The 21,110-nt window shown below is 58.7% G+C and carries 14 protein-coding genes; 4 read left to right on the forward strand and 10 right to left on the reverse strand.

The features are described 5' to 3' along the window. Positions 1-109: 109 nt before the first annotated feature. Complete coding sequence (locus Ga0074115_RS07705) at positions 110-1,762, forward strand: right-handed parallel beta-helix repeat-containing protein (RefSeq protein WP_232432969.1); 1,653 nt, start codon at positions 110-112, stop codon at positions 1,760-1,762. A 230-nt stretch (positions 1,763-1,992) separates the two neighbouring features. Here the strand turns inward: Ga0074115_RS07705 and Ga0074115_RS07710 are convergent, their stop codons facing one another. The 6 genes from Ga0074115_RS07710 to Ga0074115_RS07740 all read right to left on the reverse strand — a co-directional run bounded on the left by Ga0074115_RS07710 (position 1,993) and on the right by Ga0074115_RS07740 (position 12,064). Further along, positions 1,993-2,502: a DUF302 domain-containing protein gene (locus Ga0074115_RS07710; protein WP_232432970.1), complete on the reverse strand. Its 510-nt coding sequence runs from the start codon at positions 2,500-2,502 to the stop codon at positions 1,993-1,995. Positions 2,503-2,656: 154 nt separating this feature from the next. Continuing rightward, complete coding sequence (locus tag Ga0074115_RS07715) at positions 2,657-3,295, reverse strand: ParA family protein (protein ID WP_057955658.1); 639 nt, start codon at positions 3,293-3,295, stop codon at positions 2,657-2,659. A gap of 1,447 nt (positions 3,296-4,742) precedes the next feature. Beyond that, positions 4,743-5,495 (reverse strand): hypothetical protein, encoded by a 753-nt coding sequence (locus Ga0074115_RS07720; RefSeq protein WP_057955659.1) that lies wholly within the window; start codon positions 5,493-5,495, stop codon positions 4,743-4,745. Between the two features lie 707 nt (positions 5,496-6,202). Continuing rightward, positions 6,203-10,297 carry an efflux RND transporter permease subunit gene (locus Ga0074115_RS07730; RefSeq protein ID WP_060528386.1) on the reverse strand — a complete coding sequence of 1,365 codons (4,095 nt, stop codon included), beginning with the start codon at positions 10,295-10,297 and terminating at the stop codon, positions 6,203-6,205. A gap of 113 nt (positions 10,298-10,410) precedes the next feature. Then, positions 10,411-11,526 carry an efflux RND transporter periplasmic adaptor subunit gene (locus Ga0074115_RS07735; protein ID WP_006473641.1) on the reverse strand — a complete coding sequence of 372 codons (1,116 nt, stop codon included), beginning with the start codon at positions 11,524-11,526 and terminating at the stop codon, positions 10,411-10,413. 142 nt (positions 11,527-11,668) lie between these two features. Further along, entirely contained in the window at positions 11,669-12,064 is a 396-nt protein-coding gene (locus Ga0074115_RS07740; RefSeq protein ID WP_006473640.1) for a hypothetical protein, read from the reverse strand. Between the two features lie 323 nt (positions 12,065-12,387). Between Ga0074115_RS07740 and Ga0074115_RS07745 the strand changes: the two genes are divergently transcribed. After that, positions 12,388-13,923 (forward strand): dynamin family protein, encoded by a 1,536-nt coding sequence (locus Ga0074115_RS07745; protein ID WP_060528387.1) that lies wholly within the window; start codon positions 12,388-12,390, stop codon positions 13,921-13,923. A gap of 79 nt (positions 13,924-14,002) precedes the next feature. Here the strand turns inward: Ga0074115_RS07745 and Ga0074115_RS07750 are convergent, their stop codons facing one another. Together Ga0074115_RS07750 and Ga0074115_RS07755 are read right to left on the reverse strand one after the other, a co-directional pair. Then, positions 14,003-15,157 carry a GGDEF domain-containing protein gene (locus tag Ga0074115_RS07750; RefSeq protein WP_057955663.1) on the reverse strand — a complete coding sequence of 385 codons (1,155 nt, stop codon included), beginning with the start codon at positions 15,155-15,157 and terminating at the stop codon, positions 14,003-14,005. A gap of 201 nt (positions 15,158-15,358) precedes the next feature. Next, positions 15,359-16,219, reverse strand: coding sequence for an HDOD domain-containing protein (locus Ga0074115_RS07755; RefSeq protein ID WP_232432971.1), 861 nt, complete (start codon positions 16,217-16,219; stop codon positions 15,359-15,361). Positions 16,220-16,411: 192 nt separating this feature from the next. Here Ga0074115_RS07755 and Ga0074115_RS07760 point away from each other — a divergent pair, with 192 nt between their 5' ends. Beyond that, positions 16,412-17,092, forward strand: a complete 681-nt coding sequence (locus Ga0074115_RS07760) for an NUDIX hydrolase (RefSeq protein ID WP_057955665.1) — start codon at positions 16,412-16,414, stop codon at positions 17,090-17,092. Between the two features lie 20 nt (positions 17,093-17,112). Continuing rightward, positions 17,113-18,189 carry a quinolinate synthase NadA gene (gene nadA, locus Ga0074115_RS07765; protein WP_408642709.1) on the forward strand — a complete coding sequence of 359 codons (1,077 nt, stop codon included), beginning with the start codon at positions 17,113-17,115 and terminating at the stop codon, positions 18,187-18,189. A 56-nt stretch (positions 18,190-18,245) separates the two neighbouring features. Here nadA and Ga0074115_RS07770 read toward each other — a convergent pair whose 3' ends face one another. Next, positions 18,246-19,607, reverse strand: coding sequence for a sigma-54-dependent transcriptional regulator (locus Ga0074115_RS07770; protein WP_057955667.1), 1,362 nt, complete (start codon positions 19,605-19,607; stop codon positions 18,246-18,248). Then, a complete protein-coding gene (locus tag Ga0074115_RS07775; RefSeq protein WP_057955668.1) occupies positions 19,600-21,075 on the reverse strand; it encodes a sensor histidine kinase in 1,476 nt (491 codons plus the stop codon). The genes Ga0074115_RS07770 and Ga0074115_RS07775 overlap by 8 nt, the downstream gene beginning before the upstream one ends. Positions 21,076-21,110 lie beyond the last annotated feature (35 nt).

A 21,110-nucleotide genomic window follows, 5' to 3' on the forward strand; every position in this document is an offset into this window, starting at 1 on the left:
GACACCCGGAACGCAGAGTTGGTCACAAACCCAAGCCGCAGGGCTTTATAAACGGCAGCACAGGACGACATACGACATGACGTTGGGAACTAACGCTAAAGTGAGCGATATGAACAGCTTAAGCAAGATCAAACTGGCAGCAATGCTGTGTGTTTTTCTACCAGTCCAGCACGCCCTGGCCTACAATCCACCGATCGGCATTCCAGAGCCGCCATTTGGCATCGATGAATCTGTCGAGATGTACAGCGGGGCCTCCGGCTATGGCAACGATAGCACTGCCCCCTACACCCACTATGTGGACAACACTGACCCGAACTGCAGCGAAAACAACTGGCCTGGCACCAAGAACGCCCCCATCTGTGACCTATTCAAAAGCAGCTCCATCTCTCTACCCGCCGGCTCGGTGGTGGAGATCCATGGCGGCCCCTACTACATCGGTCGGGACAAATACATCACAGCATCGGGCACTGCCAGCCAACCGGTCTTCATCCGCGGCACCGATCCTGACAATATGCCCCGCTTTGAGGATCCCGGCGAGAGCGTTATCGAGCTTGGCGGCTCGTTCTTGATCGTCGAGAACCTCCACTTCCACACCGGCATCAACATTAAGATGGCCTCGGGCTCCGAGAGCATCGTGCTCCGCCACAGTGAAGTCAGCAGCGACCCCGACTACTGGGGCAACCATGGCTCCGCCGTCTCGATGGGGAGCTCGAATAACAATGTGGTCTACCACAACCACATTCATGACAACCACCGGGGCAGCCCAAGCAATCCGATCGACATGCATGGCGTCAATCTGAGCAGCGGTGCCACCAATATGTGGATTCTGGAGAACCACATCCACCACAACAGCGGCGACTCATTCCAAGGCTGCCACCGCTGTCTACCTGCACCGCGGTTTGTCTATGTAGGCAAGAACGTGATGCATGAGGACCGCGAAAATGGCGTCGACCTGAAAACCATCCATGACGCTATCATCTCCCAAAACACTATCTACGGATATGAGAGGTCTGATACATCCATCGGCGACGCCGTCATCTTCGGCAGTAACGGCATCGATCTCGCTGGAGGCTATGGGCCTATCCGTGCATGGCTGCTTTTCAACGACATCTCACAGGCAGGTGGACGTGGATTGCGAATCGAGGGGGTCAAGGATGGCTATGTCATCGGTAATATAATCCGCAATGTTCGGAGAGGCATCCAATTCGATATCGGCGGCGACTCCACCAATGTCAAAGTGGTGAATAACACCATCGTCAACACAGAGGATGGCATTCATCACTCCTGGCAGTGCGGAGCGGACTCTTTCAGTATCGAGAACAATCTGATCCTGGACGCATCTCTACACAACATCATCGTAGATAGCTGCATCTCGGAACAGATAGATCTGCGCAACAACCTGCTGTGGAACAGCGCCACGGCCGGTGCTTCGGTCGATATCGGCGGGACCTCCCGCTCCGGTTCGGATGTCGATCTGCTGTCAGATTCTAGCCTGGTATCAAAGCTGGCTAGCAGCAGCAACAATCTGGTGAAAGCCCCTGTATTTGCCAGAGACAGCTACGAGCAGGTCTCCAACTCCCCTGGTGTTGATGCCGGCATTCTCAGCAAAGCGTATCAGGAATTCGAAGACCTCTACGGCATCGACATCCGCTACGATCTAAAGGGCAACCGGCGGCCAAAAGGGGCAGCCTGGGAGATCGGCGCCATCGAGACCTACGCCCCAGATCCACCAACCAATCTGCGCATCGAAAAAGTGGAGTAGCCGCAGGCCCACTCCGCACTGCAGATAACGATATAAGAGCGCCCCTGAACAGGGGCGTTTCTCGTCAAACGCTGCCAGCTGCAACTATGGCTGCCTGTTTGCTCCCCCCGAGCCCATAAAAAAACCTGCGACGATAATCGTCGCAGGCCTTCTAATTCAGAGATTCCCAGACCAACAAGCGATACCGAATCCCGAACCACTTAGCTACTGACTGGCCTTTCCGGCCAGGCTCAGAACTCTCCGGACGCCCCGCGCTTCATGATATCGAGGATGTACTCCTTGACCTGAATCGCCTCCTCTTTCAATGCAGGAGGCAGCGGTTTACCACCGTAGATCATCAAATCCATATTGAGCGCAATCAGCCAGAGCTTTCCCTGATCGTCTTCTATCAGGGTGATTCTACAGGGCAGATAGGCCGAGTAGGCATCCGAATAGTCGAGCATTCTGGCTGCAGTCAGTGAGTTACAGAAGAGGAAGATCTTTACATAGCGATACTTCTTGCCGCTCTTCGCCTCGATATCCTTGGAGAGCGGCAGCTCACCCACATGTGACATATTGTATTCGTTTGCAACGAACTTCATGGTCTCCTCAACCTCATCAGCCGAGAGCCCTTCCTCGACGGGGAGCTTCCAGATCGTCGCCTCTGCTGCGTTTTTCGTTTCAAGCAGCTGCCGCACCATATCCCCATAGGCATCAATCGCTCCCGGGTCGAACTCTGAGGCCACATTCTTATATTTCATATAAAGCCCACCGCCGGCAACAATGGCAACCAAGCCAATCAATGCCAACAAATTTTTTATAATCCCCATACCTCTCTCCTCTTTGGCAAACAGAGACGCTTCTGCGAACGCCTGATTATCATGCTGCGATTGGTTATTGATAAACGGCTGATGCCTATGCCCGCAGATGCTGCGGATAGAGGGCTGCTGTAAGTGAATTGAACTCCCGCGATGCTTTGCCGCGCGGATCGAGCTCGAACACCGCCAGCCCTTCACTGAAGGAGCGCCGAAAGACTGTGCGTTGGCAGAGGCGCTGCTTTACGAAATCGATACCAGGCAGGGAGATCAGAGCAACGGCCGCCTCATCCGACTCACGGATCGCCCGGTGGGTGTCCGCACGATTAATAAATGCCACTAACTCAGGCATCTCCCGGTCACCCAGCGCCTCCTCAACGAAGCGGATAAAACGCTGTGTTGACCAGACATCGGCCTGCGAAGGGGGAACCGGAATCACCACCCGGTCGGCCATCTTCAACGCCTTTTTCAAGGATTCGATATCGGCAGTACCCACATCGATGAGCATCTCACCCTGTTCATCCGCCAGCGCTGCATCCAGGCCATCCGAATCGAGCACCTTGATGCGCGGATCGTAGCCCTCCTCGGTACGCACTTCGACCACGTCAGTCAAAGTCGCCTGTGGATCGCAATCCACCAACACCACATCGGTATCAGCCATTGCCAACCAGACAGCGAGATTAAAGGTCAGGGTACTCTTTCCTGAACCACCCTTCAGACTACCGACTACCGTGATCATAGGTTCGTCTCTCGTTGCAATATGACATCCCGCCAAGCAGCTAAAGGCCGAGGCATTGGATCATCATCCGTTTCATCGTGACGGCCAGTCCGGCAGGCTTGACAACATCGGCCATTCGTCTCGACTGGGGGAGAGCTCCTGAAGCTGAGCGTGCCGATAGTTCTCTTCGTTCCTGTTGCGAAAACCGCCTCGCCAACCACTCACAGCAACCGGCACCTGGCGCGTCATCCCGACAGGCCGAAAACGATAGTCCCGCTGCATCGCTGGCGTGCTCTCATTACGGGGCACGAACTTCCAGTTATTAGCTGGTTGCACTGCAGGATTGTAGGCGGCAGATCTCCTATCCTGAACCGCCGGCGCGACTGGATTGGATCTTGAATAAGCACCGGCAGAATAGCTCTGTCGATAGCCACTGGCGCTGTTTTGCGGCGCAACTGGTTGCGTCATAGGGCGAAATACATAGCGTGCAGGTGCTGAATAGCCATAGATATAGCGCCCGCTCGCAGCCGGCCCTGCTCCAGCCCACTCACGGCCAGGTCGCTGCCACCCTTGCTGAACTCTCGCCTGGTTGAACCTGGAATAATCTGGCACCTGGGCTGCTTGGTAGTAATCAGGGGATGGCCGAAAGGTCGGCATCTGAACCTGCTGCGACACAGCAAACTGCGGGTAGTACCCCGTAGATCGCGGTGCAACCATGCCCCAGTTGCGCACCGGCTGCGGCCCAGACTGCCGGCGCATCGGCCGGAAACGATAGTTGGCATACTCATGTGCCATCCAGGCAGGAGGCGCTGATTGTCTTGACGCATTCCAGTAGGGCGGATAGATGTGTCCAGTGTAACCCTGGTACCGATCCGCCACCGCTGGCCTCGAATGCCGCCATCCATACGCCTGATGAGGCTGAGCAGGAAAAGAGTATCGAATCCGTGGCGCCGGCTCCCGGTAGTCGGCGGGCTGAACATAACTTCTACCATAGCGATCGCCAGCGGATGAATAGGGGCGAAAACGCTCCCTCCATAGCGGTGGCAGCTGTTCAAGAAAACGTGTCGGGGTTACGCCTTGCCATTGAAACGGATAGCTAACCCGTGGCTGCGGCAGAGGATAATCAGGGCTCCGCTGACGCTCCGGATAGAACGACGCACGATAATCGTAGGGCGAGTAGAAGCCACCGTTTGGCACATAGGCCTCCGCGTCAATCAGCGGCAAAGACATGAGGAAAAATGAGCCGAGAGAGAACAGCTTAAGTCTATCCGTCTTCATCAAACTACCTATTTTTGCTGGGAACAAGGCCCAACATGGGAAGAGGAAGCGCCAGACAGGGCAGGCATTGCCGGCCAGCCTGATCAAGCAGGCGCGCCATTACTAGCCGCACAGTTTAACGGTAATCAAGCCGATAAAAAACCACCGGGGAAGCTGTCACTCCGCCTTCAAGGCCCTATTTATCAGCCCCCTAGCGGGGGAACTCCACCTGATTGAACCCCTCAGGCACAACAAAAAGAGCGGGCGACTGTTCACCAAGCTCGATCTGTTTCAGCTCGCGCACCCTACCCCCCGGAAAAATCTCTTTAATGGCAAGACAAAGCACCGGATCATACCATTGGGTGGTCCGAACAACCTCTTGCTCGGGGCGGTTCACACTCACCTGCCACTTTTCCACACTCCGGCCTGCGAGGGTCTCTCTGCCCAGCAGGCGCATCTCAGCCTGCTGCCCGCCTTCTGAGAGGGTACGCAGCGGAAAGCCTCGCTGTTTATCGAGCCACTGGGTCACCTTCTGAGCACCCTCCCCACTGCCGAGGGTGATCTGCCATTTGCTCGCTGGCCGTCCATTGAGCTGCTCTTCACCCAGCCTTTCACAGAGTGCGCCCTCTACCTCTTCACAGGGATTTCGCTCACCGCGTCCAGACTTTACATCGACGTTCGGGCGCCCCTGCTGGAGCAGATAGGTGTGCTGCTCAAGATTTAGCAGCAGATTGCTCCCCGATTCACTATCAGCAATCAACGCAATCGTGTCCCCACCCTGCCTGAGCTCTGTACGCATGTGTCGCTTGCCCACGAACACCCTACCGCTGACGGTTTCGCCGCCCGGATTAAGCTGGACCATTTCCGCTGAAAACTCGATGCAGGCGAAGCCCGCCTGAAGAGCGCCGCTGAACAACAACGCCAGCCACACCAGAGCAGCATACAAGCCTTTACCCTTATTCATTGTTCTCCCATGTTCCAGAGATCATCGCATAACCAACAGGATTGATATGAAACCCATCAGCGGCGGCTCGCAGACATCGATTCAGTTCGAACGGGACCGGATAGCGCAACCACCCTCCCTACTTTGTGAGGGCCCTGCTGTTGCGAAATCGACTATCGGGTCGAAACCTGGGCAAAACCGCTGGCTGATCGGGGTCTTTCCAATTGAAGGGGGCAGGTTTATTACGCTTTTCAGGCAGCGGATCACCACGAAAGCGGTAGCGCTGGGGGGGATTGTGAAGCGCGGCTGCGCGATCTTGTGGTTGCGGCCTGCCCTGGGCATCTATGCGCTTCCTCTCCGTCGACGAAATCGGACGAAACTGATAGCTGCCGACCTGAGCTGGAACCTGCGTAAAGCGCTCGACTGGACGATAGGTGCCTCGCGGCAGGCCCAATGCAGCAGAGCCATCGCTGAGCGAGCCCTTTGCCGTCTCAGATCGCCTCTTGTCTCTGGTCTCACCCGGACTCGGGCGCCACGGCAAAGCGGCAGGCTCTTCCACAACCTGTGGCCGCTGCTCAGAGGGATCATTCAGTGGGCGAAAGCGATAGCCCTGATAGGGATCTCCTGCAATAACAGTGGCTTGACCGAACAGGCAGATCACAGCCAACACCAAGCTAAGCAGATGATGATTCAGAAGAGCTTTCAAAGCGACGCCATCACCATCAGACTCAGCCCTTCAAACGAATGCCCCGACGCCCGCCCTTTTTCTTAGCCGGAGCGGAACCGCTCCGGCTCGGGGCGTCTCCCGCCTCCAGAGCCACGGCTGAATTAACGCCAACAGCGGACTTGGTCACGGCCTCGACCGCTTTCGGTTTTACCACTTTCTTTTTCAGAGTCGATGGCCGTTTTTTGGCCTTCGGCTGCGCTTTCGCCGGGACTTTGGGCGTCGGTTCACTCTGTGCCGCTTCTGCCGCCGGTTCCCCGCTTGCGGTCATATCTGGCTGCACGGCTTCCGCAACTAGCTCAGGCGCTTCGCTAGCGACACCTTCCTGCCTCGTCGCCCCAGAAACCTTGTCAACGGCATCAGCCTGCGCGGCTATCTTTGCCGGTTCCGCTTCCACCCGGGCCGGAGCATCTGCTGCTGTTGGCGTGGAGGCTGACGCAGGGGCGACCTCTGCTAAGCCAGCGACAACCCGATCTGCACCGCCAGCCCCACCGCTTCCAGAGGAGGGCGGGGGCGACGCATTGTCGGCTGCTGGCGCGCCTTTTTCTCTGGATGGCTTTTTCCTGAATAGCTGCATCAATAGCAGAACGATGCCGCGAACAAAATAGAACAGCATAGTCACGATGGTGATCAGCTTGCCCCACACCCCAATCCAGAGCGGTGGCGAATCGGCCACCAGCTTTGGCTGCGCCGAACTCATCGCTGCTGCCGTACCGCCCGGCATCAGCTCTTCATAGCTCTTCATGGTCACCCCGGCGGGACAGGTTGCCGCGGCAACCTCCACCAGATCCTTGCTCGCCTTGATGCAGCCCAGAGGGATCACGATCAGGGTCAGCACCGTGGAGACCAGCACACCTGAGGCCAGCGAGATTGCCATACCCTGGAAGATCGGATCGAAAAAGATCACCGAGGAACCCGCCACCAGCGCAAAGGCAGTGATCAGGATAGGCCGGGTGCGAGTCTTGCAGGACTGGATCACCGCCTCCACCACCGGCTCACCCTGCTGGATCTGATGGATCGAGAAGTCGACCAGCAGGATCGAGTTACGCACGATAATGCCCGCCAGGGCGATCCAGCCGATCATTGAGGTGGCGGTAAACTCGCCGCCCGCACCAAAGTGGAAGAACACGAAGTGGGCAGGAATGATGCCCAGCAGGGTCAGCGGGATTGGCGCCATGATCAACGCCGGGATGCGGAAGTTACCAAACTCCCAGACCACCAGCACATAGATCAGCACCAGCGCCACCATGAACGCTGCGCCCATGTCGCGGAAGGTCTCGTAGGTCACTGTCCACTCGCCGGCCCACTCGATGGCGGAGGTGGTGTCATCCTTCGGCGGCCCCAGCCAGAAGCTCTCGAGCGCCACCCCGTCGGGGCTGATGTAGCTATCTTCTTTCAGCAGATCCTGCACCTGGAACATACCGTAGACCGGCGCCGCCAACTTGCCACCGACCTCTGCCACCACGTACTCCACGTCGCGCAGATCCTTATGATAGATAATCGGTTCTTCAGTGACCTGCACAAACTGTCCCAACTCCCGTAACGGCACAGTGATGCCGCTGTCGGAGTGAACCGGCAGATCGCCCAGACGGGTCACCTCGGAACGCTCTGCCAGAGGCACCTGGATCACGATATTGATCGGCTCATGCCCGGCGCGCTGTTTAACGTCACCCACCGGCGCACCGCCCAGCGCCATCGCCAGGTTGCGATTGATCGTCTCCACCGAAATACCGCGCCGCACCGCCTTCTCAGTATCCACCTCGAAACGCCAGTATTTGTAGGGATCGCGCATATAGTTATCGACATCCCTGAGACTTTCTGTGCGGCTAAAGATCTCGGTCAACTCACTCGCCACCTGGTGGCGCACCGCCTGATTTGGGCCGTGGACTTCTGCAACCACCGACTGCAGCACCGGCGGACCTGGCGGCATCTCCACCACCGAGAATTTGACACCCGCCGGGATCCTCTTCTGCCGCTTCAGCTTCTCGGTCATATCGGTCAGCAGGCGCCGTGTATACACTGCAATATCGTGGCTACTCTCAGCACGCTTGCCCTTATGCGTCAGCTGCACCTGAACCTCGGCCTGCCAAGGATCCTGTCGCAGGTAGTAGTGACGCACCATGCCGTTAAAATCGAACGGGCGCGCAGTCCCCGCATAGACCTGCACCGCCATCACCTCGGGATGGACCCGGATCGCTTCCGCCATGCGGTGCGCCAGGTTCGCGGTAACCGGCAGCGCGGTGCCTTCCGGCATGTCGAGCACCACCGCAAACTCGGGCTTGTTGTCTAACGGCAGCATCTTCACCGCCACCCAGTTGAAGTAGAAGAACGAACAGGCGAACAGGAACGTCCCCCACATCACTAGCCGAAACAAGCGCGCTTTGCTCGGAGTCTCGATCATCGGCACTAGGACGCGACGAAACATCCTTTCCAACCTCTCCGCCTCCTTGTGCTCGCGCTCGCCGGCAGTCTTCAGGTAGCGCATCGAGGGGCGCAGCCAGTGGGACATGGTGAGATAGGGAGTGAAGACAAAGGCAGCAAATACCGAGATCAGCATCGCCGACGAACCCAGCGCCGGAATCGGCTCCATATAGGGCCCCATCATGCCGGAGACAAACCCCATTGGCAGCAGCGCCGCGATAACGGTAAAGGTGGCCAGGATGGTTGGGTTACCCACCTCACGCACCGCATCCACTGCGGTGGCCACATCGGTCTTGCCCTCCTCCAGCCAGCGCCGGTAGATATTCTCCACCACCACGATCGCATCATCCACCAGGATGCCAATGGAGAAGATCAGGGCAAACAGACTCACCCGATCGATGGTATAGCCCATCAGCCAGGCGCTGAAGATGGTCATCAGCAGCACCACCGGGATAACCAGCACCACCACTATAGCGGGACGGAAGGCACGAAACGCCGCCAGCACCAGCAGGAAGACGAAGCCAGTGGCCACAAACAGCTTGAAGATCAGATCGCTGACCTTGTCGTCGGCGGTCTTACCATAATCCCGGGTAATGCTGACCGCGACGTTGTTGGGGATCAGGGTGCCCTTGAGTTTGTTGACCCGGGAGATGATCGAACTGGCCACGGTGACGCCGTTGGAGCCCTCTTTTTTGGCTATCGCGATAGTCACTGCAGGGACGCCATCGGCCCGGATATCGAGATTGCTGGCCTTGCCGGTGTAGTAGGCCACCAGCTGCTTGGCATCTTCCGGCCCCTGGGTCACCCGCGCTACGTCATGCACATAGACCGGCACATCGTTATGCATGCCGACCATCAGACGGTTGATGTCGTCGGCAGAGCGCAGAAAGGCGCCAGTAGTCACATTGAACCGGCTATCATCGCTTTCGATGCCGCCCGCCTGCAGCTCGATGTTGTTTTTCTTGATCGTCTGGGCAACCTGATCGATGCTGATGTTGAAGCCCGACAGGCGCTCCGGATAGACCTCGACGGTCATCTGTTCACGCCGACCACCCACCACAAAACCGCTACCGGTGTCGGGCAGCTGCTTGATCGATTGCAGCACATCGTGGGCCAGCATGCGTAGCTGGCCATCGTCCACATCGGGGACTGAATCCCCATCCATATCCTTCGACCAGAGAGTCAGATTGACCGCCGGCACATCATCGATACCCTTGGCCTTCACCAGTGGTGGCATCACCCCCGGCGGAATCTTGTCCATGTTGGAGTCGAGCTTGTCATTCACCTTGACCAGCGAGGCACCCATCTCCTCGCCCACCTCGAACTCGATGGTGACCACACCGCCACCACGCTGAGCGGCAGAGTAGACATGCTTGACCCGCGGGATCTCCGACATGATCCGTTCCAGCGGCTCGATCGCCAGGCTGGAGACCTGCTCCGCCGCCGCCCCCGGATACTGGACGAAGATGTCGACCATCGGCACCGAGATCTGAGGATCCTCCTGGCGCGGAGTCAGCATTAGGCCCATCAGCCCCATCATCATCATCGCGATGAAGAAGAGCGGCGACAGCGGCGACTCGATGAAGAACCGGGCGGTCCTGCCGGCTATGCCCAGGTGGGCCTCGTAATCGGGATCCATCGAGTGGAGCTGATCGTTGTGGTCGTCGTTCTGGCTCATATTCGCTCGCAAAGCCTCTGCAACAGAAGGGGCTGGGTCCCCTTACGAATAGCGAAAGAAAAGGCGCGGGAATTTGATCATCACCCACCTGCCTCTGTTTGAATAGCTGCTAACTAGCGCTGTGGCTGGGTCCAGCCGGCACTAACACCGACACCGGGGTTACGCAGCACCTGCTCGCCCGCCCGCAGACCGGAAAGTACCATGGTATAACCACCAGGCAGCTCCTCACCGACACGGATCAGGCGCAACATCGGCTTGTCATCCTCGCCGATGACGTAGACCCCGGGCAGGCTACCGTTGTAGCGGATGGCGCTGGAGGGGATAACCGGATTACTGCGGGTCGGCGCGTTGAAGTCCGGCACCTGCACCTTGGCGTACATGCCGGGTGCCGAGACCCCTTGCGGCAGGTCAAACTTGATGGTGACTGTGTGGCGCTGGGCGTCGGCCATGGGGAAGATCTGCGCCACCCTCACCGGGATCTCCTGGGAGCCGACATCCAGCTCGGCACGCAGCATCATTCCTTCGCTGAGACCGGGACGCAGCCGTCCGGGCACCTCCACAACGATCTGCAGGTACTCCACATCCGCGTACTTGAGGAGCGGCTGGCCCGGCTGCACCGTGTCACCCACCTCGATAAACTTCTTCATGATAACGCCAGCAAATGGCGCAACACTCTTGGCATCACGCAGCTTGGCATCGATCGCCCGGATCTCTGACTGGACCCGCAGGATGGTGTTCTGCGCCTGCTGGATACGGGTCTGCGAGGCATAGAGATCGGCGCCGCGCTCTGCATCACGATCACGCTCGCCAATCACATCCTCCATCTGACGGGTGAACATCTGATCAAACAGATTCGGCACCCCCATGCCACCAGGAGAATTTTTTGACTTCGGCGACCAGAGTTCTCGGGAGTATTGCACCCCGGCATTACGCAGCTGAGCATCGGCGTTGGCCAATTGCGCCAGTGCCGCCTGGCGCTTCGCCGAAAGCTCACTGTCATCCAGTTCGACCAGCAGATCATCCGACTTGAAGGCATCGCCCTCGATACCGGCCAGGTATTTGACCCGACCAGGCAGTTGCGCCGACAGAGTCACCTCTTTATAGGGCACCACCGTGCCGCCCAAAGAAACCTGGGTTACGCCCTGCGCTTGCTGCACCACGAAGCGATCACCGCTGCTGGCGTCATACTCCTGAGCCTGCGTGCTTGCCGATGCCGCCGCCAAGGCCATGCTAAGAGTAATAACCAACGTTTTTATTCTGTCACCCATAATCCTGCGCAACCTAGATGAGTATAAATATCCGAATCTTTATGAGAAATCTGCCAAATCCTCGGCTCAGCAGTGAGCCAGCGATCCGCCGGAGGAGAGGCTATCAGACACGCCCCATTACCGAAAAACTCTTGATGAAGGGACCAGCCATGCGTGGGTCCTTGAGCATCGAGGCGTAATCACCCACTTCAAAACGCATCTTACGAGAGGTAAAAGCAACGCCCAATCCCATCATGCCCGGTGGCTTTGCCAACCACTTTTTCCACTGTGCTTCCGAAGCCCGGATATCCCAGTTGAGTGCCTCTCCCTCATACTCCCCAGCAGAGGTCGCCTTGCCATTATCCACAACCAACACACCACGCGGCTGGGCATCGCCAACAAAACCATAGCCGATGACACTATTGAAACCGATTTGGGCCAGTGCGTCGGAGAGTTCTGGCTCGGCATTCCAGTGCTCCATGAAACCCTTCATCCATGCATCGGAAAAAAGATCAGCCATACCATCTCCACAAAATCCAAGACGCTTTCCAGCAAACAGTAGAGGAACTGGAGTGATTTTGGCGTGAAAGTATCCCCGATGCCGATTGCCAATGCAACAAAACAGACAGCTCGACACCCCGATATAACGGCTATTTAAGCATCTGCACAAATACGACTTTTTTCGCGCGCGCCCTTTGACTTGTAACTTGGCATGCAATCCACAGAGACAAATTATCCCTGTAACCTAAATCTGGCTCGCGCTAGTATGTGGAAATCGCTAATTTTAAGGGAACGTTGAACAACCACCCGACATCATCGGCCTTGTTGAGGAGAAAGCACCCTATGCACCCCGCCGGAAAGATTATCGAATCGCGCCTGCAACACCTGGAAACCCACCTTGAACAGGAGAATCCCGTCCTGCTGGAGACGGTCAAAAGTTTCCGCACCCTGGACGAGATCGGCTTTAAACTCGGCCTGCTCGCAGGCGACAACTCCTATTCCATGCAGATCCCCTGGTGGCCGCTGATCTCGATTCTTGGCACCTTTTCGGCGGGCAAATCGACCTTCATCAACCACTACATCGGCCACAAGATCCAGCGCTCCGGCAACCAGGCGGTGGACGACAAATTCACCGTGATCTGCTATAGCCGAGAGGAGACCGGCCACGCCCTGCCCGGTGTCGCGCTCGACTCCGACCCGCGCTTCCCCTTCTATCAGATGTCCGATGAGATCGAGAAGGTGGCCACCGGCGAGGGCGCTCGCATCGACGCCTACCTACAGCTCAAGACCTGCCCCAGCGACAAGCTGCGCGGCAAAATCGTCATCGACTCTCCCGGCTTTGACGCCGATGCGCAACGCACCGCCACCCTGCGCATCACCGACCATATCATCGGCCTGTCGGATCTGGTGTTGGTCTTCTTCGATGCGCGTCACCCGGAACCGGGCGCCATGCGCGACACCCTCGACCACCTGATCGACGATACTATCAGCCGCCCCGACTCCGGCAAGTTCCTCTACATTCTCAACCAGATCGACACCACTGCCCGCGAGAACAACCCGGAAGACGTAATCGCTGCCTGGCAACGTGCCCTGGGTGAGCGCGGACTCACCGCAGGACGCTTCTACACCATCTACAGTCCAGATGCGGCGGTACCGATCGAAGATACTGCCCTGCGAGAACGTTACGAGCAGAAACGCGACCAGGACCTGAAAGACATCCACGGCCGCATGGAGGAGGTCGAGATCGAGCGCGCCTACCGCATCGTCGGCGCCCTCGAAAAGACCGCGCGCGACATCGAGGAGCGCAGCATTCCGCTGGTCGCCAAGACCCTGAAGAGGTGGCGCAAACGAGTCTTCTGGGGGGATGGCGTGCTGATCGGAGGCCTGCTCGCACTGCTGCTCTTCTTCAGCATCAAGGCCAATTACTGGAACGGTTTCAGCTTCACCCCGCCCTGGCTGCTCGACGCGGCAGGCAACCCGATCTTCAACCCATGGCTGCTACTGATCCCGCTGCTGCTGGTGTTCGGCGCGATCCACTTCAGTGTCCGCTCACTGGCAGCGAAGAGCCTGATTGCCAGCCTGCACAAACAGAGCGAAGCGGCCGGCCTGCTGTGCAACCCGCTCGGCAGCTTCCTGCGCAGCACCAAACCCTGGCGCAGTATGCTCATGCGCGCTCCCGCAGGCTGGGGACGTCGCACACGTGCCCGCCTGACCGAGGTGATCAAGTCGACTGACAACTATGTGCAGACCCTCAACGACCGCTTCACCAATCCGTCGGGCAACAGCCTGAAGACCGCACACCATTCTGCAGCACCGGAGGATTCCACTGATACTGCTCCAGCAGAGGAAATAGCGACCGCTCAGGAGCAGAACGCATAGAGAAAATAGCCGCGGCAGTGCTTCCAAACCGACACTGCCGCGGCCGGAGAAACAAGTAACTGATTACGCCTGCTGAGCGTTACAGAGAGTAGGCCTTGTAGTTGCAACCTTCGCTTTTACACTGGTAGAGCGCCTGATTTGCCTCTGTGTAGAGCTGTTCCACCAATTCAGCCGGTGAGCGCAGCCGGCTCTTCTGCCGGTCCAACATCGATACTCCTACACTCAGGCTGAGGTTGGGCCGGCCAATCTCCACGCCAAGATCAATCAGCGCAAAACGCTCCTGGATCCGCTGCGCCAGCAGATGCGCACCCTCCAACTGGGAATCTGGCATCAGCACCACAAACTCCTCTCCCCCAATCCGCGCCACCAGATCACCGCCGCGCGCCTCTGCCTTGAGGATCTCCGCGATACAGCAGAGCAGGCGATCCCCCACCGCAAAACCCCACTCTTCATTGACCCGCTTGAAGTAGTCCACATCGAGCAGCAGCAGACTGCAGGCGAAATCGTGGCGCAGCACCTGGGCCAGCATCCTACCCGCCTCATCGAAAAAGAAGCGCCGATTGTGCAGGCCAGTCAGCTCATCGATGGCAGCGAGCCGCTCATAGCGCTGTCTCAGCTGCTCCGCCTCCCGCAGCGCCGCACGCAACTCCACGGTGCGCTGATCCACGACATACTCCAGGTCATGCAGCAGCCGATGGTTGTGCAACATCTGTCCCAGCATGCTGCAGAAGAGGCTGATGGTGTGTTGCTGCCAGGGCTCAAAATGGTCGTTCATCGGATGGGAGGCGTTGAGCACACCGAGAGTCCGGTCTCCCATCTTGATCGGCACACAGACCAGTGACCCCGGCCGCCCTATCTCTTCATCGGGAAAGGGTTTGTAGGCAGAGCTCTGCTGACAATCATTGCAATATTGCAGGTCCCCGGTCTGGGCGGCGATGCCGATGATCCCCTCCCCCAGCCCGAAACGCATCTGTGACGAGCCGCGACTGGCATGCATCTGGATCCCGGCCCTCCTGGTATGGATTTCCGACATGCTGGTTCCCGCAACACAGCGCAGCTCGCCCTGTTCCAGGAAAAACACCGAGCAACTTTCCAGGTTCTGGTAACGCACCAGCTGTTCAAGCGCCTGCTCGACCAGCTCCTCTTCGGTCAGCCGCGCCATGTCGATCCGCGATAGGGCACGCAATGCCGATAGCGAATCGAGCAGGTTGAAGAACCGCTCGCGAAGATCCATTGATACCTGACTGAAGGAGAAATCCACCACACTACCTCTAAGGAGCCCCTGAACGAATCATGGATGGCAGCCTTGCGGTCCAAATTTCCCGCTGCTGCGTTGAAAATCTTGGCAATAGTCCGGCTATTACCTGCAATTTCCGCCTTGCAGCGGAAAATTCAGCCTCACAATTCTGCTCACCCAGCTTCATTCAAAGGCACCCTAACTCACCAGCAGACCCGCTAGCGCTTGAATCGCATCCTGCTGTTGCACAAACTCTTCATCCATCCGCTGCAGTTGCTCTGTTGCCGGCAAACCAGACGGCCGGCCGTCGCCCAACTTGGCAAAGGATTCACCACGCATTGAGATCAGCACCAAGGCCTCAGCCGCCATCACCAGGGGAGTCTCTGCTGGTACGCGCATCCCCTCCTTAACACCAGAACAGCCGGCGAGAACCGCCACCACCTCCGCTGGAAGGTGCCAGCGGTCCGCCAGCCAAACGCCGGCATCCTGTGCCGTAATCCCCAACGACTGCCGCTCCAGCTGTGCAGAATCGAGCTCCGGCCGCCGCTCCACCTCACTCAATACCTGCGAATAGACGTGTGGAAACTCATACGCCAGCAGCAACTGCCCCAGATCCAACAGCAGGCCACAGAGGTAGGCCCGATCCGGGTCTGTCACCTCATCACCGCTATCCAGCTCACTCAGGCGACGCGCTAAAAAAGCGGTGGCCAGTGATTTGTACCAGTAACGATCGAGCAGAAAAGCCGGACACTGATGGGTATCGAAGGCGCCGGCCAGCACGATACTGAACGCCAGGCTCTTCACCATCTTCAGCCCAAGCACCCGAATGATCGCCGCCTCCACCGTCAGCACCGGGCTGGGTAGTGCAAAATAGGCCGAGTTGGCGAGCCCCAGCAGACGCCCGGTCAACCCCGGATCCTGCCCGATCACCTCAGCCAGCTCCTTGAGCTCCACATCCTCCCGCGGCAACAGCTCCAGCAACTGCGACGCCGTTGCCGACAGTGGCGGCAGATGCTTGACCCGCAACACCCTCTCTTTCGCCATCAGCTGTGCAGACATCCAGACTCCCCTACTCATCTTGACATCCATAAAGATCGGCCTAGCAAACCGTTCCTTTAACCCGCACCCCGTCCACATTCGCTTATTTACCCCTCCAGTTCATACCCAACCCCGACAGGTGTATTGATGACACTATCTTGGTGTACACTTCACACTAAATAGCGCCACACTAGACACCGACCACTCCGACCCATGTACCAGAACGCACCCTACACTTACCGCCACCCCCACCCGGCAGTCACCACCGACGTGGTGCTGTTCACTATCCGCGAAGGGGAACTGCAGCTACTGCTGATCCAGCGTGCCAATGCGCCCTACAGTGGCATGTGGGCGCTGCCCGGCGGCTTTCTTGAGATCAACGAAGATCTTGAGCACTGCGCCAAGCGGGAACTGGAGGAGGAGACCGGCATCAGTGGCATCTATCTGGAGCAGCTCTACACCTTCGGCAGGCCCGATCGGGACCCGCGCGAACGGGTGATCAGCGTCACTTACTATGCCCTGACCCCCTCCGACCGGCTCACACCCAAGGCCGCCAGCGATGCCAAAGCGACCGACTGGTTCCCGCTCAACACCCTGCCAGCGCTGGCCTTCGACCATGCAGAGATCATCGCCCTGGCCCAGCAGCGGCTGATCGCCAAGCTCGACTACTCCACCATTGCCTTTCAGTTCATGGAGGCGCAGTTCACCCTGAGTCAGCTGCAATCGGTCTACGAGATCCTGCTCGGCACCCGACTGGACAAACGCAACTTCCGCAAGCGCATGCTCGCCCTCGGCCAGATCGAGGAGACCGGCGAGCAACATCGCACCGGCAACCATCGCCCCGCCCGCGTCTATCGGGTAAAAAACCCGAAGCGGGTAGAGATCATCAAATGAACCCAACACCGAGACCTGACATGAGCGCCAACGCCCCATCCATCACTGTCGACCTGCCCACCATCAAGGTCCCCGACCATCCCCAGTGGCCCGCGCTATCGGCTGCGGAGAAAGAGGCACTCAAGACAGAGATCAAGACGCTTTTGAAACAGCGCAACGCGGTATTAGTCGCCCACTACTACACCGACGCCGATCTGCAGGCGCTGGCCGAGGAGACTGGCGGCTGTGTCGCCGACTCCCTGGAGATGGCCCGCTTCGGCGCCGAGCAGGAGGCCGAAACCCTGGTGGTCTGCGGAGTGCGATTCATGGGCGAGACCTCGAAGATCCTCAACCCGGAAAAGCAGGTCATCATGCCCGACCTGGCGGCCACCTGCTCCCTCGACGAGGGCTGTCCAGCGGATCAGTTCAGCGCTTTCTGCGACCAGTACCCTGACCACACCGTAGTGGTCTATGCCAACACCAGTGTCGAGGTAAAGGCGCGCTCCGACTGGGTGGTCACCTCCGGCATCGCCCTGCCCATCGTGCAGCACCTGGCCGAGCGTGGCGAAAAGATTCTGTGGGCGCCAGACCGCCACCTGGGCCACTATGTGCAGCATATCAGCGGTGCGGAGATGATCTTCTGGCCCGGCTCCTGCGTGGTCCACGAGGAGTTCAAATCGGTGGCGCTGGAACGAACCCGTCGCCTGCACCCCAATGCAGCGGTACTGGTACACCCGGAGTCACCGCAGAACATCGTCGATCAAGCCGATATAATCGGCTCTACTACCGCGCTGATCAAGGCGGTCAAAGAGATGAAGAACAGGGAGTTCATCGTCGCTACCGACGGCGGCATCTTCTACAAGATGCAGCAGATGGCGCCGGACAAGGTACTGATCGAGGCCCCCACCGCCGGCGAGGGCGCTACCTGCGTCAGTTGCGCCCACTGTCCCTGGATGGGGATGAACTCACTGCAGAATCTGGCGCAGGTGTTGCGCAGTGGTGAGAACGCCATTGAGATCGATCCGGCCGTACGGGAGCGGGCGGTGAAACCGATCCAGCGCATGCTCGACTTCGCCAAAACCCACGGCATCGGTATGCAAAACAAGGGCAACGCCTGATCGCCCCCCATCACTCCAGCAGTGATGGGGCGCAGCCGCGACGGCGAAAGAGTGTATCAGCCCTCATCCATGCCGTACTTCTTCAGCTTGCGCCACAGCGAGACCCGGTCGATACCGAGGATCTGTGCCGCACGGGTACGGTTTCCACCGCTACGTTCCAGCACATAACGAATGTAGTCGGTCTCGCGCTCCGCCAGAGTGGGTAGACGCCCGGCCTCTTCCCGCACCACCTGCAGCGTCCGCTCGGTGAGGCTCGGCGGCAGGCTAGCGTTGGTTAGTTCACTGCCGTGTGCCAACGCCACACCGCGCTCGATGATGTTCTCCAGTTCACGGATGTTGCCCGGATAGTCGTAGGCCTGCAACGCAGCCATCGCCGCCGGTTCGATCTCTTCCACATGGCGCCCCATGCGCGCTACATATTTGCGTAGAAAGTAGAAGGCCAGTAGCGGGATATCGTCACGGCGCTGCGCCAGCGGCGGCAACTGCAGGCCAACTACGTCGAGCCGGTAGTAGAGATCCTGGCGAAACCGTCCGGCGGCAACCTCAGCTCGCAGATCCCGGTGACTGGCAGCGATCAGCCGGATGTCCACCGCAATCGGGTGGCTCGCCCCCAGCCGTACCAGCTCCCGTTCCTGGATCACCCGCAGCAGTTTGATCTGCATCGCCGATGACATCTCGGCGATCTCATCGAGAAACAAGGTACCGCCCTGGGCACTCTCAATCAGTCCCGGACGCGCCTCACTGGCCCCGGTATAGGCACCCTTTTCGTGACCGAACAGCTCATTGGCCAGCAGCTCCTCCTGCAAAGCACCGCAGTTGAGCGCCTGAAAACAGCCTTCACGCCGCCCACTGTGGCCATGGATATAGCGCGCCAGCAACTCCTTACCGGTACCACTCTCCCCCCCGATTAGCACCGTGGTATCGGTGGCAGCAACCTGCCGGGCAGTATCCAGCAGGCGCAGCATACCGGCATCCTGGGTAATAATGGTGGGACCAACCTGCTCTTGGTTTAACTGCCTCTTGAGCTGGCGGTTCTCACGTTTCAGCCGCACCACCTCCAGGGCAGTACGCACCACCTCGCGCACCTCGTCCAGGCGAAATGGCTTGGCAATGTAGTGGAAGGCCCCCGCCTTCATCGCTGCCACCGCCGAATCGAGCGTGGCATAACCAGTAATCAACACCACCGCCGTTTCCGGCTGTAACTCTTTGACTCGCCGCAGGATAGCCATGCCATCGACCCGTTCCATACGCAGGTCGCTCAGCACCAGATCAAACTCGTGGCTCTCCAGCAGCTCAAACGCGGCACTGCTGCTGGTACGTGTGGTCACCTCGTGTCCCGCCTTACGACAGACATGGGCCAAATTCTCCACCGCCGCCTCCTCATCATCGACGATCAGGATACGCGCCGCCTCACTCATCGGCCGATACCTCCCCCGGCAGCAGCAGGATCACCTGTGTCCCTTCCCCCTCACGGGAGGTGATGGCAAGACAGCCATCGTGCTCACGTACAATCTCCTGCACGATGAACAATCCAAGGCCGACACCCTGCCCTGGCTCGCCGGTGGTAAAGAAGGGGTCGAGGACCCGCCCAATGTGCTCGGCCGGTATCCCAGGACCATCATCAGCCACCAGGATCTCGACAAAGCGCCCCTGTTCATTGGTGATGCACTTTAGGTTGCCGGCCACCTCCGCCTCCACCGGGATCATCGCCACACCACGCTCGCAGAGCACTGCGCTGATGCGCAGTCGGCCCCCCTCTCCGGTGGCATGCAAGGCATTCTGGATCAGATTAATGAAGAGCTGCTGCAGGCGCTGTTTGTCGGCCTCCAGGGTGAGCTCGGCGGGAACATTGACGCTGAGATGGGCGCGATGCTGACGCAGCATGTTGTCGATGATGATGCGAGTCTCCTCGATCAGATCGAGCAGCTTCAGCCGCTGCTTGCGGAACAGCCGCTGATCACCAAAGTCGAGCAGGCTGCGCACAATTTTTCGACCGCGCTCGGTTTCACTGTCGATCTGGCGCAACCATCCCTGAAGCTGTGCAGGCTCCGCCTCCTCCAACTCCTCCATCAGCAGCTGGCAGGAGGAGGAGATATTGGAGAGCGGGTTGTTCAACTCATGGGCGATACCGGCGGAGAGAACCCCCAGGGAGGCGAGCTTCTCCGACTGCAGCAGACGTCGGCGGCGGACCTCCAACTCTTTGAGCATGCGGTTGAATGCCTCAGTGAAAGCAATGAACTCGCGGTCGCCGGAGGGGGGGGCGAGCCGGTCGAAACGCCCCTCAGCGATCAATGCCAACCCCGACTCCAGCTGCCGAAGCGGGTTGACCACGGCACGCCTGAGCTTGCGTCCGACAATAAATATCGACAGGCCGATCAACACCAGAGAGATGAAAAGAAACCATTGCGACTCCTGAATCACCGCCATCAGCAGGTGCCGCTCGCGCGTGGAAGCAGACTCGACCACCAGATAGAGCTGATGGCCGAGGCGACGCAGATCCTGATGTAGCGCATCCCGCCGCTCAGCCGCTACCGACTGCCACTGGCGCAGATGCTCACGATAGACCTGTAACGCCTGGCGCATCTGCGCCTGCTCATCCTGGCCAATGCTCTCACGCAACGCAGCCCCCTCACGCTGCAGGATCTGCTGCGCACGCAGCGCCTGACGGTCGGTATCGGCCAGCGCCCGTTCACCGGCATAGAGGAACAGATTCTTCTCCTCACGGCGCATCTCAAGAATCGCATCGTTGAGCGCCGTGACTGTCTCACCCTCTGTCACCTGCCGCTGCAGAAACAGCAGATCGCAGAAGGCAATGATAGCGAGCACCACTGTACTCATCACCAGGGCGATGTAGGCGCCACTGATCTTGCCCTGCAGACTGCTCATCTTTGTCCAACCGCTGTCACAAAACACAACCCCGC

Origin of the sequence: endosymbiont of Ridgeia piscesae, from assembly GCF_001443665.1 — a bacterium.
Classification (GTDB): Bacteria; Pseudomonadota; Gammaproteobacteria; order Chromatiales; family Chromatiaceae; genus Endoriftia; species Endoriftia persephonae.

What these genes read in the sequence shown, in the direction of transcription:
- Ga0074115_RS07755 (WP_232432971.1), bottom strand. Translation starts at nt 16,219, where the DNA reads ATGTCTGCACAGCTGATGGCGAAAGAGAGGGTGTTGCGGGTCAAGCAT.
- Ga0074115_RS07710 (WP_232432970.1), bottom strand. Translation starts at nt 2,502, where the DNA reads ATGAAATATAAGAATGTGGCCTCAGAGTTCGACCCGGGAGCGATTGAT.
- Ga0074115_RS07715 (WP_057955658.1), bottom strand. Translation starts at nt 3,295, where the DNA reads ATGATCACGGTAGTCGGTAGTCTGAAGGGTGGTTCAGGAAAGAGTACC.
- Ga0074115_RS07760 (WP_057955665.1), top strand. Translation starts at nt 16,412, where the DNA reads ATGTACCAGAACGCACCCTACACTTACCGCCACCCCCACCCGGCAGTC.
- Ga0074115_RS07770 (WP_057955667.1), bottom strand. Translation starts at nt 19,607, where the DNA reads ATGAGTGAGGCGGCGCGTATCCTGATCGTCGATGATGAGGAGGCGGCG.
- Ga0074115_RS07775 (WP_057955668.1), bottom strand. Translation starts at nt 21,075, where the DNA reads ATGAGCAGTCTGCAGGGCAAGATCAGTGGCGCCTACATCGCCCTGGTG.
- Ga0074115_RS07740 (WP_006473640.1), bottom strand. Translation starts at nt 12,064, where the DNA reads ATGGCTGATCTTTTTTCCGATGCATGGATGAAGGGTTTCATGGAGCAC.
- Ga0074115_RS07745 (WP_060528387.1), top strand. Translation starts at nt 12,388, where the DNA reads ATGCACCCCGCCGGAAAGATTATCGAATCGCGCCTGCAACACCTGGAA.
- nadA (WP_408642709.1), top strand. Translation starts at nt 17,113, where the DNA reads ATGAGCGCCAACGCCCCATCCATCACTGTCGACCTGCCCACCATCAAG.
- Ga0074115_RS07750 (WP_057955663.1), bottom strand. Translation starts at nt 15,157, where the DNA reads ATGGATCTTCGCGAGCGGTTCTTCAACCTGCTCGATTCGCTATCGGCA.
- Ga0074115_RS07705 (WP_232432969.1), top strand. Translation starts at nt 110, where the DNA reads ATGAACAGCTTAAGCAAGATCAAACTGGCAGCAATGCTGTGTGTTTTT.
- Ga0074115_RS07730 (WP_060528386.1), bottom strand. Translation starts at nt 10,297, where the DNA reads ATGAGCCAGAACGACGACCACAACGATCAGCTCCACTCGATGGATCCC.
- Ga0074115_RS07735 (WP_006473641.1), bottom strand. Translation starts at nt 11,526, where the DNA reads ATGGCCTTGGCGGCGGCATCGGCAAGCACGCAGGCTCAGGAGTATGAC.
- Ga0074115_RS07720 (WP_057955659.1), bottom strand. Translation starts at nt 5,495, where the DNA reads ATGAATAAGGGTAAAGGCTTGTATGCTGCTCTGGTGTGGCTGGCGTTG.